The sequence below is a fragment of the Shewanella algidipiscicola genome, from assembly GCF_003605125.1.
Classification (GTDB): Bacteria; Pseudomonadota; Gammaproteobacteria; order Enterobacterales; family Shewanellaceae; genus Shewanella; species Shewanella algidipiscicola.
Genome location: NZ_QPQT01000012.1, coordinates 1 through 15,577, shown reverse-complemented (window position 1 = coordinate 15,577; position 15,577 = coordinate 1). Strand labels below are relative to the sequence as shown.

At 47.1% G+C, this 15,577-nt stretch carries 15 protein-coding genes; 11 read left to right on the top strand and 4 right to left on the bottom strand.

Going from position 1 to position 15,577, the window contains the following annotated elements:
- Positions 1-37: 37 nt before the first annotated feature.
- Entirely contained in the window at positions 38-1,045 is a 1,008-nt protein-coding gene (locus DVO77_RS13665; RefSeq protein ID WP_110458278.1) for a LysR substrate-binding domain-containing protein, read from the bottom strand.
- 119 nt (positions 1,046-1,164) lie between these two features.
- On the opposite strand from DVO77_RS13665, the gene DVO77_RS13660 reads away from it, so the two are divergent.
- The 4 genes from DVO77_RS13660 to DVO77_RS13645 all read left to right on the top strand — a co-directional run bounded on the left by DVO77_RS13660 (position 1,165) and on the right by DVO77_RS13645 (position 4,844).
- A complete protein-coding gene (locus DVO77_RS13660; RefSeq protein ID WP_119978722.1) occupies positions 1,165-2,367 on the top strand; it encodes a multidrug effflux MFS transporter in 1,203 nt (400 codons plus the stop codon).
- Positions 2,368-2,591: 224 nt separating this feature from the next.
- On the top strand, positions 2,592-3,194 hold the full coding sequence (locus tag DVO77_RS13655) for a tRNA-uridine aminocarboxypropyltransferase (protein WP_119978721.1): 603 nt from the start codon (positions 2,592-2,594) through the stop codon (positions 3,192-3,194).
- 589 nt (positions 3,195-3,783) lie between these two features.
- Positions 3,784-4,134, top strand: a complete 351-nt coding sequence (locus DVO77_RS13650; RefSeq protein WP_249038181.1) for a hypothetical protein — start codon at positions 3,784-3,786, stop codon at positions 4,132-4,134.
- A gap of 59 nt (positions 4,135-4,193) precedes the next feature.
- A complete protein-coding gene (locus tag DVO77_RS13645) occupies positions 4,194-4,844 on the top strand; it encodes a class I SAM-dependent methyltransferase (protein WP_119978720.1) in 651 nt (216 codons plus the stop codon).
- Here DVO77_RS13645 and DVO77_RS13640 read toward each other — a convergent pair.
- On the bottom strand, positions 4,834-5,538 hold the full coding sequence (locus DVO77_RS13640) for a flagellar brake domain-containing protein (RefSeq protein ID WP_162924194.1): 705 nt from the start codon (positions 5,536-5,538) through the stop codon (positions 4,834-4,836). The genes DVO77_RS13645 and DVO77_RS13640 overlap by 11 nt on opposite strands.
- A gap of 216 nt (positions 5,539-5,754) precedes the next feature.
- Here DVO77_RS13640 and DVO77_RS13635 point away from each other — a divergent pair, with 216 nt between their 5' ends.
- Both DVO77_RS13635 and DVO77_RS13630 read left to right on the top strand, forming a co-directional pair.
- Positions 5,755-7,086 carry a M16 family metallopeptidase gene (locus DVO77_RS13635; RefSeq protein ID WP_119978718.1) on the top strand — a complete coding sequence of 444 codons (1,332 nt, stop codon included), beginning with the start codon at positions 5,755-5,757 and terminating at the stop codon, positions 7,084-7,086.
- Entirely contained in the window at positions 7,083-8,528 is a 1,446-nt protein-coding gene (locus tag DVO77_RS13630; RefSeq protein ID WP_119978717.1) for a M16 family metallopeptidase, read from the top strand. Before DVO77_RS13635 ends, DVO77_RS13630 begins: the two co-directional genes overlap by 4 nt.
- A 112-nt stretch (positions 8,529-8,640) precedes the next feature.
- Here DVO77_RS13630 and trmL read toward each other — a convergent pair whose 3' ends face one another.
- Positions 8,641-9,105 carry a tRNA (uridine(34)/cytosine(34)/5-carboxymethylaminomethyluridine(34)-2'-O)-methyltransferase TrmL gene (gene trmL / locus DVO77_RS13625; RefSeq protein WP_119978716.1) on the bottom strand — a complete coding sequence of 155 codons (465 nt, stop codon included), beginning with the start codon at positions 9,103-9,105 and terminating at the stop codon, positions 8,641-8,643.
- A 158-nt stretch (positions 9,106-9,263) separates the two neighbouring features.
- Between trmL and DVO77_RS13620 the strand changes: the two genes are divergently transcribed.
- A complete protein-coding gene (locus DVO77_RS13620) occupies positions 9,264-10,196 on the top strand; it encodes a LysR family transcriptional regulator (RefSeq protein WP_119978790.1) in 933 nt (310 codons plus the stop codon).
- A 256-nt stretch (positions 10,197-10,452) separates the two neighbouring features.
- A complete protein-coding gene (locus DVO77_RS13615; protein ID WP_249038180.1) occupies positions 10,453-11,451 on the top strand; it encodes a hypothetical protein in 999 nt (332 codons plus the stop codon).
- A gap of 219 nt (positions 11,452-11,670) precedes the next feature.
- Here DVO77_RS13615 and DVO77_RS13610 read toward each other — a convergent pair whose 3' ends face one another.
- Complete coding sequence (locus tag DVO77_RS13610) at positions 11,671-12,222, bottom strand: DUF2799 domain-containing protein (RefSeq protein WP_119978715.1); 552 nt, start codon at positions 12,220-12,222, stop codon at positions 11,671-11,673.
- A gap of 450 nt (positions 12,223-12,672) precedes the next feature.
- Here DVO77_RS13610 and DVO77_RS13605 point away from each other — a divergent pair, with 450 nt between their 5' ends.
- The 3 genes from DVO77_RS13605 to DVO77_RS13595 all read left to right on the top strand — a co-directional run bounded on the left by DVO77_RS13605 (position 12,673) and on the right by DVO77_RS13595 (position 15,324).
- Positions 12,673-13,062 (top strand): hypothetical protein, encoded by a 390-nt coding sequence (locus tag DVO77_RS13605; protein ID WP_119978714.1) that lies wholly within the window; start codon positions 12,673-12,675, stop codon positions 13,060-13,062.
- A gap of 199 nt (positions 13,063-13,261) precedes the next feature.
- Entirely contained in the window at positions 13,262-13,855 is a 594-nt protein-coding gene (locus DVO77_RS13600) for a cysteine dioxygenase family protein (RefSeq protein ID WP_119978713.1), read from the top strand.
- A gap of 1,106 nt (positions 13,856-14,961) precedes the next feature.
- On the top strand, positions 14,962-15,324 hold the full coding sequence (locus DVO77_RS13595; protein ID WP_119978712.1) for a hypothetical protein: 363 nt from the start codon (positions 14,962-14,964) through the stop codon (positions 15,322-15,324).
- The last annotated feature ends 253 nt before the right edge of the window (positions 15,325-15,577 follow it).

Here is a 15,577-nt window from a genome sequence, read left to right as displayed (position 1 = left end):
CGAGCTGGCAGCGAGTGTCTCGGCAGACTCTGCAATATCAGATGATAAGCTCATTAGGCTTAATGTGTGCTGAATCATTTGCATCGGCTTGATTAAAGGCCTGCGCTACGCTTTTGCAAATGGTTTCTCGTATCCATTTGTGTCCAGGATCCTCATTATTACGTTCATGCCAGAGTAAGACGTAGGCTAAAGGCGAAAATTCCAGAGGCAAGGGTAATTCCACTAAGGGGTAGAGTTTCTGTGCGTGGCTAGCAAAGCTAGAGGGCAGGGTAAAAATAAGATCGCTATGGGCGCAAACACTGGCGGCACCATAAAAGTCTGGCACCGTTGTGCTTAAGTGACGGCGGTGGCCCAGATTAGCCAAAAAATAGTCGAGTGCCCACCACTCATTGCCCTCGCAACGCACCTGTACATGAGACATCTCTAAGTAGACGGCTAGGCTCCATGCATCACTGTTGACGAGTGCGAGGATCGGGTGCCCATGCCGTACGAGGCAGACCTGATGATCCTTAAATAGGGTTTGGTGGGCAATGCCTTCGGGTAGGCGCTCGATAATCAGATCCGATTGCGGGCTGAGGTCGCGGCCAGTGATGCCAAAGTCTATCTGTCCTTGCTGTAATGCAGGCAGTGACTTTTCTAGCCAGAGGTAAGAGTCTAGGCGCAAGTTAGGTGCATTATAAAGTAACGGACCAATAAAGTAGGGGATCAGGGTTTCGTAGGCGCTTTCCACCATGGCAAAAGAAAATTGGCGGTTACTGCTAGCAGGCTCGAAATTGGGCGGCTGAGTCAACTGATAAAGCCCCTGCAACATGGTGGGCAGTTGTTGCCCAAGGTGCATGGCATGGGCGGTGGGTCTTAAGCCGTGTGCGGTACGAATAAATAGCGGATCGTCCAAGGTGTCTCGCAGGCGGTTTAAGCTCTTACTCAATGCCGATTGGCTGACGTGTAACCGAATGGCAGCGCGAGTCACGCTGCGTTCTTCGAGTAAGACTTGCAGTATCACCAGTAAGTTAAGATCGATACGAGCCAAATTGTCGAGATTCATTAGATATTCCTTAAAGGAAATTAGCTTTTGAAATTATACCATTTCTATTCATAACAGCACTGATTTAAAATGCCCGTCTAGCACACTTCCGATTAACTTACAGAGATTAAAGAAACCTCATGCGTCGTAATTTGTTACCTATTTTAATGATGATGGTGGTGCTCAGCCCACTGGCCATCGACATCTATCTGCCTTCGATGCCAACCATGGCGGCAGAATTTGCCGTATCGGCTAGTCAGGTGCAATCGACCTTAGTGCTGTTTTTATTTGCCATGGGGGTCGGGCAGATCCTGATAGGTCCATTAGCAGACCGTTACGGCCGTCGCCCAGTTGCTATGGGCGGTATTTTGCTCTATATCGTCAGTAGCTTTATGGCTGTGGTGGCGATGGAGTTCCATTGGTTGCAACTGGCTCGTGTGCTGCAAGGCTTAGCCGCCTGTTCAACCTCTATTGTGGTCTTTAGTGCGATCCGCGATAGTTTTACCCCTAAAGAAGGGGCGCGTTATTATAGCTATATCAATGGTGTTATTTGCGTGATCCCTGCCTTAGCTCCGACCCTAGGCGGATTACTGGCATTGCAGTTTGGCTGGCGTTCAACCTTTATCTTTATGGCCTTGTATGGTTTGTTGATGATGGTGATTGTGGGTTATCGCCTGCCTGAAACTCGCCCGGCCAGTACGGTAACCACTGGGCCACTGTATCGCTGGGCTCGCTACAAGCCGATATTGCGTGAGCCTCACTTCCTATTTTATGCCGTCGCCTGTATGGCTGGTATGGCCGCTATTTTGTGTTATGTATCATACTCTCCGGTATGGCTTATCGAGCGTTTGGGTGTGTCAGAGCTGACTTTTAGTGGTTTGTTTGCTCTCAATGCCGTGGTCAATATTATTGCCTGTTTTGCCGCTCCAATGGTGATTAGCCGTTTAGGTAATCGCCCCACCGTTATCCTAGCGTTACTGGCTTTATTGGCAGCTGCAGTGTTGGAGTTGGCGATGCAGTTATGGGGACCACAGACGGGCTTGCCTGCGGCGTTTGGCTTTATGTTGCCCATGATGATCTTGTGTATTGGTTTTGCTTTATTGCTTGGCCCTGCGACGAGTATGGCGCTGTCGGCTTTTGGTGAGCGTGCCGGTACTGCCGCGGCGATGCTGGGGTTTATTCAGATGAGTGGTGCCTCGCTCATTGCCGGTCTCATTCAGCAAACTGATTTAACGGCGCCCTATGCTGTGATAGTGGTGACGGGAGGATTGGCTATCGTATTGTTGACCATGATGACGATGAGCCGGTTCGACAACTGCCACCAAGAGCAACATGCTCATTAATTTATTTATGTCTATGCCTTTGATGCCAAAGGCTGCCGCTGGCAGATAGCCCCTCGCGGATAATGACAACCTAACCCTTTTGCCTGCGTGGAGTGACCTTAAGCGCAGGCTTTTTTTTATCAATATTCTCCCAAGGGGTATCCACTAACGGTTCAATATAGGCGCGCTGAGGGGCGTGGTTTGGTAAACTTAACGTCAGTGTGATTATCGAAATAGAGCCTGTTGTGAGTCGAGTCCTGTGTGAACAATGCCAATACCCGTTAAATGCCTGCCTGTGCGCCCATATTAGGCCCATGTCGACGTCGCTTGAACTCATTGTGCTGCAAGATCCCGGCGAAGTTAAACATGCTAAAAATAGCGTCAAGTTAATGAAAGCCGTGTTGGATTCGCTGCGTGTCGAGGTGGGAGAAACACCAAGTGATTTTGCATCGCTCAAGGCCTATCTCGACAGTGTGGATAAACCGATATATTTACTCTATCCCTCAGAGCATAGCCAAAGCATTACTCAGCAGAGAGTGGCATCCGATGCGGTGCTGTTACTGCTCGATGGTACCTGGCGTAAGGCGTATAAACTATTGCAGCTCAACCCTTGGTTACAGCAATACCCAGCGCTGCATCTGGAGCTTGATGCCCCTTCCCATTACACGATTAGAAAAGCTAAGCGTGACGACAGCTTGTCGACCTTAGAGGCGGCTGCACTGGCTATAAAGGCGGTGTCGCCTAATGCCGATGTATCACCTCTTAATGATGCCTTGGCGGCATTAGTTGAGCAACGCCTCAATGCCATGCCTGTGGCAGTTAGGGCACGTTATGGTCAAAATGACTAATTGACCTAAAAATGTGTGATCTATCGCCGTGGCCGCACTAACAATTTAGTACTGGGTCACGATAATCGGGCTGGAACTGCTGTTTAATGATGCCATCACTTGTGTGCAAGTGGTTTGGTCGCTGTGTCAGTCACTGTCCATGCAGGGAGGCAGTGACTGACTCGGCTACCGGTTTCTGGCGACGTGACAAGCCCAAACCGGGTTTTCAGCACCATATGACTTACCATTATCTTGCGCTCTAGGCTTATTTTCCTCCCCTCTCTTAATTTTCCCCTAGGCTTATTTATCTAACGACCTTTACCAAACGAGTGGCGGCGTTGAGCGCTTACTGGGTTTGAGCAATCCGATCAATAAAACCGACAAGTTGCCATGGCTCGCGTTAAGGGCGCCAGCGGGTAACAGACTCTATTCCAATAATAAGCCGCTACCATCCCGGGCAAGCAGCATGTAATATCGACACGTTAAGTCAGCGGTTTATTCTTGGCTACAAGGGAGCTGATATTAAGCGAGTGACTATCGTTTTTAGGCTGCGCTTGGCAATTTATCGCATTGATATTCATCGTTTATCACACATAGGATTTGAGGAAAAATGATGCTTCGTACACAACATCGCATGACATCGATATTGATCAGCTGTTGTTTGCTGTGCAGCGGCGCCGTAATGGCCAAGGAGGATCTTAGCTTGAGTGACAAAACCGCAACGGCCGAGGCGCTATCGCGGCAGACTGAGCAAGAGCAGTTAGCCAAGGCGCGCCAAGCGGCGAGCGAGACAGAGCAGCGCCAGCAAGAAGTATTGCAGCGTCAAGAAGCAGGCGAATGGCAAGCAGAACAAAGGGCTAAGGCGCAAGCCGAATTTAATCAGCGCGAAACCCGCGAACAAAAATATTTACGTGAAGCGGCCGAAGCGGCGGCAAAAACGCGTAAAATCCCGCAACCTTAGGGCGAATGAGCATACCGAGTATGCGGCCCTTAACGTGGATCATTGAAATAGGAAATACCGTGAGTTGTTGTCCTTTATGTAAGAGCCCATCTTTAACTGAATTTCATCAAGATAAGCAACGCGCCTATGTTATCTGCGCTGTGTGCCAGCTGGTCACTGTGCCAGACCAGTACCTGCTCAGCGCCGCCGACGAGAAAGCGTTTTACGATAATCATCAAAATAATAGTGACGATTTGGGCTATCGCCGTTTTTTAAGCCGTACTTGGAGCCCGCTATTGCCGCGGCTGACACCTACAATGCAAGGGTTGGATTTTGGTTGTGGCCCAGGGCCAACCATCAGTGTGATGGCTGACGATGCAGGTATCACTATGGCAAATTATGACCTGTATTACTTTAATCATCCTGAGCTGTTAGCGCGCCAATATGACTTTATTACCATGACCGAGGTGATTGAGCATGTCGCCGACAGTGCGGCATTGCTGCAGCAATTAGACGCCTTACTCAAACCTAATGGGGTACTGGCTATCATGACTAAACGAGTCTTGGGCGCCGAGGAGTTTGCCCGCTGGCACTATAAGAACGATTTGACCCATATCCGTTTTTACAGCATTGCCACCTTTGAGTGGATTGCTCGGCAGTTGCAGTGGCAGTTAGAGGTGATTGACAACGATGTGGTTTTTTTTACCAAAATGGTACTAGCTAAGAGCTAGGCTCTTGAAAAAGGTGGCTTAATATGACTTGTTGTAAAAATGATTTCACCTTTGCATCGTTATCCTCGATGGTAAAACCATATTGATATTCGGCACTGTCATCGCTAGGAGTTTGAATATTTTTAATGATAATAGGTACAGCCTGTAACGGCTGTTCTTGCTTGGTCTTTACTTGCAGGTAACAGCGCTGTTCTAAAGTTAAGGAATTGACTCCTATACCAATATAGCCACCGCCTTTAACTGAAATATCCTGTAAAAAACCGCTAGAAATGGGGAGAGCATCGTAGCTATCTTGACTTGGATTATGTAGCGATGCTTCCACAAAGATGGGAATGCGAGCATGTTGGCGCAAGGTAACGCTTTGCAATTGATTTGGGTATTTAACCACTAACCATCGTCCTGAGCTGCTTAGCACTGCCTTTATTTGGCTTCTAAAGGCCAAAATATTGGCCTCAGGGTCTTCGCTGTTGATAATACGCACCACCACATTTTGTCCTTGGGTGATGAGTAACTTCGCCGCTTGCCACTGTTTGTCATACCCAAGCGCTAAGATCACTCCATTATGGGGATCGATACCAATCAAGCGAGTGCGCAATCTTATCTGTTGTATCGGTGTTAATAGTTGCAACTGCACCTCAGTGTTACAGCTCAGGCGATTGAGGTAGGCAAAGTTAACATCTGCGGTAGGTGACACGATTAAACTCCATGTTACGTGCGGTAAAAGCAGTAGTTCTGGCTAATTAGAGTAGCAAAAAAGCAATAAGTTACAATTAAGTTGTGCAGTTTATTCCCTATGCACTTGATCTTAATCGGCGTTTCACCGCTAATAGTCAGTTCGGTGCCGATACCTTAGTCTATTGAGGGATTGGTAAAATTTGGATGTTTTAGTTGCGCAACGAGGGAACCACTGATGATGCGAACAATTATCGCGCTGGGGGTGTCGATAGCAGTGTTATGTACTGCTGCGGCCGCACAGGCGACACAAGTCGATGATATACAAAGCTTTACACTCGATAACGGCATGAAGATCATGGTGTTGGAAGATGCTTCTATCCCCAATGCCAACATGTACCTATTTTGGAAAGTCGGCTCGCGTAATGAAGTCCCCGGCATTACCGGAATTTCTCACTTTTTCGAACATATGATGTTTAACGGCTCAAAAAAATATGGTCCTAAGATGTTTGATAGAACCATGGAAGCCGCGGGGGGAGCCAATAATGCTTACACCACAGAAAACGTCACTGTGTATACCGACTGGTTTCCTGCCAGCGCGCTAGAGACCATTTTTGACCTCGAAGCCGATCGCATTGCGCATCTGGATATTAATGCCGAAATGGTAGAAAGTGAGCGCGGCGTGGTGACCTCCGAGCGCACCACAGGGCTAGAAAACTCCAACTGGCGCACCATACAAGAAGAGCTTAAGGGCGTCGCGTTTAGAGCCCACCCTTACAGTTGGTCTGTGATAGGCCATGAATCGGATATCGCCGCCTGGACCCTAGACGATTTAGTGCAATACCATAAGACCTACTATGCACCTAATAATGCGGTGGTGGTGATTGCGGGTGATGTGAAGCTCAATGAAGTGAAAGCCTTAGCCAATAAGTACTTTGCGCCAATTCCAGCCCAAGCGCCGCCGCGCGAAGTGAAAACCGTGGAGCCGCTGCAAAAAGGTGAGCGCCGCGTCTATGTGCACAAGGCCTCGGTCAGTACGCCTAACGTGATGCTGGGGTATCATGTGCCCGCCACGACCCACGCCGATTACTATGCGCTGGATCTCTTGTCCTCTATTTTGACCTCAGGCAATAGCTCGCGCCTCTATCAAGGCTTGGTTGAGCAGCAGGTGGCGATAGAAGTCGAAACCTATATGCCGATGAGTTTTGACCCTAACTTGTTTTACGTCATGGGGGTGGCAAATCCAGGGATCACCGCTACCGAACTAGAAAAAAGCATGATAAGCGAAATTAACCGCGTTGCGCGTGAAGGCGTCAGCCAGCACGAATTAGACAAGGTTAAAAATATCAAATTGATGGACTTCTATCGCTCGATGGAAACCATCAATGGTAAAGCCAATACCTTAGGTACCTATGAGCTTTATTTTGGCAATTATGCTCAGTTATTTAACGCGCCCGAGTCCTACAACAAGGTCACCCCTGATGATATTCAACGTGTAGCGCAAACCTATTTACGTCGTGCCAACCGCACCGTTGCCGTATTGGCGGCCACAGAGGAGAGTGACCAATGAAGCAATTTATGAGCCAAATGCCAGCCAAGTTGTCGACCTTAGCGCTGACTGCGCTGCTGGCGACCACGCTAGGCTTGTCTGGTTGTGCGACGACTCAAGCGCCTGTGTCTGACAGTGCCAGCTTTAAGATGCCCGCTTATGAGCGTTATCAACTCGATAATGGCTTAACTGTTTATTTAATGCCGCAGACGGAGGTTCCCTTAATTACCGTTAATGCCGTGGTGCGTGCAGGCGCAGTTAACGATACAACTTCTGGTGTGGCGCTGATGACGGCGCAGTCTTTACTGCTTGGCGCTAATGGTCAGTCAAAAGCCGACATCGAACAGATGGTCGATTTCCTCGGGGCGTCAATTGGGGCCAGCGCAGGCAAAGAGGGCACCTATATTGGCGCCGACTTTATGGCGAAAGATAGCGATAAGATGTTGCCATTGGTGCGAGACCTATTGGTGATGCCTGATTTTTCTGCCGAGGAGTTTGATAAGTTGCGTCAGCGTGAAATGGCTGCGTTAGCGCAAGCGAAAGAGAGCCCTCGCAATGTGATTGGTCGCTATTTCGATAAGTTAATATTTGGCCAGCACCCTTATGGTAATCCCACTTCTGGGACGCGTACCTCGCTGGAGCAGCTTACTATCTCTCAGCTCCGAGCGTTTCATAAAAGCTATTACCAACCACGCAACGCCGCCATCACTGTGGTGGGAGACTTTTCCCCAGCAGTTATGAAAGCCAAGCTAGCCAGCTTGTTTAGCGATTGGCAAAATGGTGAAGCGATTCAAATGCCCGTTTTAGCCCAAGGACAGCCGGCGTTAGACCAGAGTAACGTCTTGCTGGTGAATAAGGGCGATGCCATTGAAACTACCTTCTTGATAGGTGGCAAAGGGGTCACGCGGGATAATCCTGATTTGGTTGGCTTACAAGTGGTGAATACCATATTGGGCGGTCGCTTTACCTCATGGTTAAATGATGAATTAAGGGTTAATGCCGGCCTAACCTATGGTGCTCGCTCAGGTTTTACCGCTTATTCTCAGGGCGGGGTGTTTAAAATTAGCACCTTTACCAAGAGTGAAACCACCAAAGATGCCATCGATTTGGCCTTAAAGACCTACGCGAGATTGTGGCAGAAAGGGATAGATCAGGCCACCTTAGACTCGGCCAAAGCCTATGTTAAAGGGCAGTTTCCGCCTAAATTTGAGACCAGTGGTCAATTGGCTGCTCTGTTGTCCGACATGTATTTGTACGGTTTCGACGACAGTTATATCAACGAGTTTCAAGCCAAGGTCGATGGCCTGACCATTGCCGAAAGCCAGCGCTTAATCAGTCGTTACTTTCCGCAGGATAAGCTGCAATATGTGTTAATTGGTAATGCCAGCAAGATTGCCGATGTTGCGGCGCAATATGGCGAGGTTAAGCAGGTTGAAATTGATGCCGTTGGATTTGCCCAGTAAGTCTACATCCTAGCAGTGCAGACCTTGCTGTTAAATAACCAGCCCCAGTAACCTTAAATTACAGGGGCTTTTTTATGATTGGCGATTAGCGCTGCTTATAGGCGCTCAAGAGTTAAAGCGCGCCTTCGTAGCCAATTTGACGCCAGGCTTCATAGCTGATGATCGCTACCGCATTAGACAGATTTAAGCTGCGACTGCTACCTGTCATGGGGATTTTTAGGCGTTGTGTGGTCGGTATGGATTCGATGATCTCCATCGGTAAGCCGCGGGTCTCAGGGCCAAATAACAACACGTCATCTTTCTCAAAACTCAGTTCGCTGTGTGGGCGGCTGCCTTTTGTGGTGCACGCCATTATGCGCTTACCTGCCATCGCCTCGAGAAAATGGGCAAAGTCTTTGTGGCGAGTCACCCGGGTTAAGTCGCTGTAGTCTAAACCCGCGCGGCGCAGCTTTTTCTCTTCTAAATCAAATCCAAGTGGCTCAATTAAGTGCAGTTGGCAGCCATTATTAGCACATAAGCGAATGATGTTGCCTGTGTTAGGGGCGATTTCGGGTTCATAAAGGGCGATATGGAACATGCAGGCCTACCTTTGGATTGATGAGCGGCGATTATACGGTAAAAGTCGATGGTGGAAAACGTCACTGTGAGTGGGATCGTGAATCTCGTCATCGCCATCAACATGGTCGGCATTTAGGGTTATATTGCCTTAGGCGGTTATTAATTGATGAGATAGATATGGAGCTGGCTAAACTTTCACGTATTAGCATGAAACACTTAATCACGTTGCACGTGATGCTGGACACCTTGAGTGTGACTGACAGCGCTCGGCGGCTGTGCCTTAGCCCGTCAACGGTGAGTAAGACCCTAAGCCAACTGCGCAATAGCTTAGATGACGAGTTGTTTTACCGTAATGGTAATAAGTTGGTTGCCACGCCTGTTGCCCGTCGACTTGGGCCGAGTGTGCATCAAATCATTAATGATATGAACCAGATGGTCAGCCAAGAGGCGTTTAATCCTGCCCTGTATGAGGGCAGTTTCTCATTGGCCATGCGTGAAAGCACCTTTGAACTGTTAGCGGCAAAGTTAACTGCCCAGGTGCTGAAGATGGCGCCCAACATTCGCTTAACCATCTGTGCCAAGGAGGGAATAGGCTTCGACGGTTTAGTGCAGGGAACATTGGATTTCATCATCTTGCCCCATGATCGCAGCCAGCCGCCTATCACCCAGCAGGACTTGGTGTGGGAAACCTTAATTGATGATCAGATGGTATGTTTAATGAGTCCGGCGCATCCATTGGCTCATCAAGAGACCATTACCATGGCCGATTACTTAGATTTTAGTCATGTGGGAATAAGCGATGCCGACTTAAACATTCCCTTCTTTGAGATGCAGTTAGCTCAGCAGTCACGCCAGCGGGCGACTCCTGTAGTGGTGCCCGACTTTGGCAGTGCGGCGTTAATGTGTCATCACAGTGAACTGCTGTTTACCTGCTCGCGCCATTGGGCCAATACCGCTTTACAGGCCAAAGGGTTAGTCACTAAAGCGCTACCATTCGATTATGGCAAGGTCGCCTACAGTCTGGTTTGGCAGCGTCAGAGTATGAATGATCCCGCTTTGCGTTGGCTCTATCAACAGATAGTTGAATGTAGTCGAGTGGCGTTTGAATGAAAGGATGGGGATTTTTTAGGGGTAAACTCCCTCTTGTCGCTTGAACGCAAACACAAAGCCTTTTATGTTATTGTTTTGTAATGGTCGATGCGATTGATCTCGATACAGATGAAGAGATTGCCAAATATGCGCTTTACCTATTGGCATGATGACTCCCATTAATTAATTGAAAGCGGCTTAATGCGTAAGGATGCATGTGCAAAGGTACATAAAAATAGCCAAATGGCGTGCCAATAGACAGCTCAAGCAACAACAAATGAGCTGGCAAGAGCGTATTAGAGGCATTGTTAAACGAGGTCAGGCTATTTGGTTTAATTTAAGTACGGCACAGAAGCTGTATTTATTAGCCTTAACCAGTCTGCTTGTGCTGCAATCGGGCTGGCTCTGTACGGCGTTAACCATCGTTGCCTTAACCGTCGAATTTTGGCCTAAGTTTAATCAACTTTGGCATTCACTTGCTGGTAAAGCACTGATATTAATCTTCTACGCAACCGTCGCCAATTTTGTACTTGCCAGCGCCAGCGGCATTGTCAATGAAGTCACCATGGTTTCGGCAAACCAATTAAATTATACCCATAACTTTGCCACCTTAATTTATTTACCGCCATGGGCGCTCGGAATCACCCTTGTCACCTTGCTGGCCCTGCAATTATTTTTGCCTTTGTATATTATCTTTCTATTGTTGATTAAGCCTTTTGGATCTGACCGCATCAAGTTCATTACGCAAAGTTATTCTCCCTTGTTAACGGCCTTATTACGCTTTGTGCTTTCCAGTGTCGTGATGATCAATATTTTTGCGTTTGTGGACGGTAAGGCGGCGACCGACATTGTCGATGATATTTCGAGCAGCTTTTCGCAAAGCCAGCCATTATCGGTCAAGCCTAAAGAACAACAAGAGCAAGTCATTGAGCAATTATCCGAGCAGATAGAGCAGCATACAGAGCCTAAAGCACTCGATGGACAGCCATCGGTTAGGGGGGATGGTGGGGATGAAGGCGATACCGAAATTGCTAATGCCGTGTTTTCTTTTATCGATACCAAAGGCTACTTCGAGCGCAGCAAGCGTTTGATTGCCCTTTTTGCCTATAACTTTGAAGCCAATAGTTACTCACGTTGTGAAAAATCTGAAAACAGTAAAGTCGTAGAGCTTAATGATTATGAAGTGGTTGAAATTGCTTTAGATAATAGTATGCCTTATGGTTACAGCTTCATTGTAAAAGCCTGTCACTCACCCGGCATAAAGCCACCGATGTGATAGCCGACACAGCAACTTTATCGACGCATGGTGGGTTACGGTGGGCGGTGTTGTGATATATGACGGCACTATACTGCGCGGATCGAGCGCCTTCAGGCCCGTCTTTGTTGTTGCATTGACTTAACTTAACAGTGAGCTACCTAGTAAGCCAATGCGCTCAGAATTGAAAGCCCAAGTAGCTGCGAATGGAAATGGGTTATTTAACAAAAGGAGTGATTGTTAGAGTTGCCATTTGAAAATGACATCATGCCCATTGTGAAGGTATCTAAGCTCGTTGACTAACCGGTCTTTTTCATTCAGCAGTTGTTTTTTCTTTTCTAGAGTCGCGGCTTTATCGATACTGGCTGTCAACTTCTGATCCAAATCGCGGATCTCATAATCGATATGCTGTAAGCGCATGCGGATATTATCGGCTCGTTGGTTGAGCTGGTGCTGCTGGTAACCGGCATTGTATTGTTCAACAAAAGCGTTGCTGGAGCAGACACCCGCATAGCCTTCTCCGGCTAAGCCAACGAGGTAGCCATTTTCGGGCTGACAGTAATTTTGTAGGCCTGTGAGGTAGCCTTCACGCCACTGTGCGTGATCGACCCTGATGCCAAATTCGGCACAATCCTCGGCATAGTCATTGATTTTATTGGCATAGCCTCCATTGTTACCGTCTTGATGTCCAAGAGAAAACCAATCGGCGTGCTGACACTGTTTGCTATCGAGTGAGGTGCACTGGGTGAGTACGAGCGCACTTAACGCCAATAAAATGTGTTGATACTTCATTCTGTCAATTACTGTATTTTTACTGGAGGTGTCGATTCTATGTAACTGAGTGAATCAACTCCAGTGATTAATTGGAGAAATGATACATGGTGATACATTTTTACCATTAAGCTTGACAAGGGCAACACCGGTTTACGTGCCCGCAGGAGGATATTGGTGATGACAAACAGTGCCAGATTACGCGGCTTCATTCAGTCCTTCACTCAGTTGGTTGGGCGAGTCGGTAGCGATGAGGAGCGCCTGTTTACGTATGGAAAGCCCTCTATAGAAGAGTATCCATTAGGATGAATGGAGCTTTATTTGCGACTAAAGCAGATAACTTCAACCATTCAGCGCTAGTTCTTATAGCTGATTTTATTAAGGATCGTAATCTGTATGGTTGATTTATTTTGTAAAAAAACGATTATGTAACCATGTTGAATCATAAATGCAACAAGCAAAGGACTGTAAATGAACAAAAAATATATCGCTGCGCTGCTCACTCTGCTAGTCAGTTCGTCAGTATTTGCGAACACTAGCACTCAGTGTAAGACTGTCTTTAAAGTAACCTATGATGATGCATTAACCTTGCAAACCGACAGCATTCTACAGATTGACCCTGATTTTGATGTAAACCAAGCACTTACTCTGGAGTTAACTTCTACTAATTGCGCAATACGCACCAAGAACATTAATCAAGTGCCGGACGTTGCCCAAGAGGGCGGTAGTCGTACTATCACTCAAAAGCGTGAAAATGTGTTAACGACGTATGTGCAGGTATATAAGGACGCTAGGTGGGTAACCACTAGCTTTACTCAAGTGCTTATCGACCCAAATAAAGATGAAAAAAAGCCGGTGTAGTACATTTTTAATTTCAGCATTGATCGACTAAATATAGATTTAGTACAAAAGGAACTCTCGGGTTCCTTTTTCATTTAGCTGACCCGGCTATGGCCATATCCATAGTTATATAGAGTTATCTATTGTTTTTAAGCGTTATAGTTCAACAATGAACAGCCAGATAGCTTAATTGATGAGCATGTTTATTAGGGGGGGCGTAATGGAAAGCAATGCCAGATTACGGGATTTTATTCAGTCATTTAGCCATTTAATCGAACACGCCGGCAATGATGAGGTGCGTATTTTGGCTGATGGAAAAAACCTACTGTCAGCACTTATCCGTCATGATGATTGGTTGCCCGAAGCGTTTGCCCAGCCGAGTGTGGACAGGTATCAACAGTATTTACTTTATTGCGATCCGCGGGAGCGTTTTTCTGTGGTGAGTTTTGTATGGGCGCCGGGGCAGACGACCCCAGTGCATGATCATACCGTATGGGGCATGGTTGGGGTTATGCGCGGCGCCGAGCGCTGTGAGGAGTTTGAACTAGACCCTGCAACCGCTCGCTTGCGTGCAATTGGTTCACATCACTTGCCCACGGGCGGCGTTGATCTCGTATCACCGCGCATTGGCGATATTCACAAGGTTTCTAATGCCCTTAAGGATAGTGTGTCGATCAGCATTCACGTCTACGGCGCCAACATCGGTGCGCTAAAACGCCATGTGTATGACCTTCATACTGGGCAGAAAAAGCCATTTATTTCTGGGTATACCAGCAAGGTAATTCCCAATATTTGGGATCATGACGCCGAGTAGACTGCTAATTTATGTCGCAGGTCTACACTAGGTTTGGGGTTTTAGCGTTGGGCTGAGTGAGTATTGGTGAGGTGTGTTTGAAGGTCACCTTCATGGTTGTTAATTGCCTGCCGCAGGCTTTATGTGTAAGCGCTCTTTTGGCTCGGTGAGTGAAGCATAGCTTCGTGCTCATGAACGAGAGACAGGGATTGCCGAACTGGCTTTTAGATAGGGATATCGTTGTGCGCCATCCCTATACGCTCCACGGCGGCATCTGACCTCCATGGATGGAGGGAATGCCAAAAAATGTAAGGAACATTTTTGGCCATGCCGCCAAGGGCCAAAACCGCGCTTACACCGACCTCTAACGCCTCTTCGATTTAGCTTCATTTGGTGTGAATTCAGAGTTAAAAGCTAACGTGTTTTTGCCCCAAAGTGTGCTGGCCTTGGAATGAAGGCTTGGCATTTTTGGGATTAGCGATAGTAGCGTTCGGCTAAATCTTTTTGGAAAGTGTGTTTGAAATCTTATCTTCAAAGTAGTTAATTGCTTGCAGCAGGCTTATGTGTAGATACTTCTGCTCCACGCCGTGAATCCATCCTTGGAGGCTCGACGATGGCATCCCTGCCATCAACGTCCGCAGCTGCATCTACACTAGGTTATTTTCTCTCTTCGATTTGACTGCATTTGGTGTGAGTGGCGAGTAGAAAGCTAACTCAGTTTTGCCCCAAAGTGAGTTAGCACCTAGTTTGCGGAGTAGTTACAAGCAGACTTTCTCGCCTAGAAATTTTCATCCATTTCACTCAAATGTTGCAATGCTTAAAAGCTGGACAGGCATACAGTCATATTGAAATCATGACGATTTTTATCCCAACTTCGTGCGCGTTTCCACATTCCAATATAAATAAATATGATTAAAATCATGTGATTATAAAACCTATTGGTTAGATAATAGGTTTGGGAAACGCGCATGCGCGTTTTTCCTGATGGATTACTTATATGAAAAGCGGCAGAATGCTGATAAGTTCATTACATACAGATAGTTAACTGTGCGCGTTTTCACTGGTCCAACGAGGTAAACGCGCATGCGCACTAATAAAATGTTATGTCACTTACGGAGGAGTAAAAGTTGTCAAATAAAAATCTTAGTAACGAGAGTAAGGGAACCCCAAAAGCACAAAGCAAGCTTATATGGGCTGGTGCATTCATCGTGTTGCTTTTTTTATTGGCCAATAAAGAAAGTAACTCTGAATCGAGCGTGTCAAAGACAACTATTCCGAAAGGTGTTGTCTCTTCGGGTTCTTGTATCGATAAAATTCACAGTATCACTCTTTACGATAGAAATAGGCTGAAGTACACCGGAAGTAACGATTCAATCGTTTATGTTAACTATAAAAATGATCATGGTCGTGTTCATAAATTTAGGTGTTCCGGTCCGGCAGGTACGGTTGAACTATTTGCAGAGGGCGCGGGTATATGGATGGCTATGTGACCAATATAGTTTCGTGACATAACAAGCAATTCAAGCAGATTCGCAACGCTTGGCACTTTCGGTTTGAATCGGTTTAAGTGTTTACGGCACAATGGTTTAGGTGGGTGGCAGCGTTGCTCACTACTTAATTGGGCGTTCTTGACCTGCGGTAGACGATTTTTAGCAAACAAGAAGTGATATTTCAGTCTAGCCGAAGGCATAGATAGAGCCAAACGCGATGGAAGAAACGCCTTATTTATGGTAGCTTGAAGGC

Coding starts and splice junctions, on each gene's coding strand:
- DVO77_RS13665 (WP_110458278.1), bottom strand. CDS start 1,045: ATGAATCTCGACAATTTGGCTCGTATCGATCTTAACTTACTGGTGATA.
- DVO77_RS13660 (WP_119978722.1), top strand. CDS start 1,165: ATGCGTCGTAATTTGTTACCTATTTTAATGATGATGGTGGTGCTCAGC.
- DVO77_RS13650 (WP_249038181.1), top strand. CDS start 3,784: ATGATGCTTCGTACACAACATCGCATGACATCGATATTGATCAGCTGT.
- DVO77_RS13635 (WP_119978718.1), top strand. CDS start 5,755: ATGATGCGAACAATTATCGCGCTGGGGGTGTCGATAGCAGTGTTATGT.
- DVO77_RS13630 (WP_119978717.1), top strand. CDS start 7,083: ATGAAGCAATTTATGAGCCAAATGCCAGCCAAGTTGTCGACCTTAGCG.
- trmL (WP_119978716.1), bottom strand. CDS start 9,105: ATGTTCCATATCGCCCTTTATGAACCCGAAATCGCCCCTAACACAGGC.
- DVO77_RS13620 (WP_119978790.1), top strand. CDS start 9,264: ATGGAGCTGGCTAAACTTTCACGTATTAGCATGAAACACTTAATCACG.
- DVO77_RS13615 (WP_249038180.1), top strand. CDS start 10,453: ATGAGCTGGCAAGAGCGTATTAGAGGCATTGTTAAACGAGGTCAGGCT.
- DVO77_RS13610 (WP_119978715.1), bottom strand. CDS start 12,222: ATGAAGTATCAACACATTTTATTGGCGTTAAGTGCGCTCGTACTCACC.
- DVO77_RS13605 (WP_119978714.1), top strand. CDS start 12,673: ATGAACAAAAAATATATCGCTGCGCTGCTCACTCTGCTAGTCAGTTCG.
- DVO77_RS13600 (WP_119978713.1), top strand. CDS start 13,262: ATGGAAAGCAATGCCAGATTACGGGATTTTATTCAGTCATTTAGCCAT.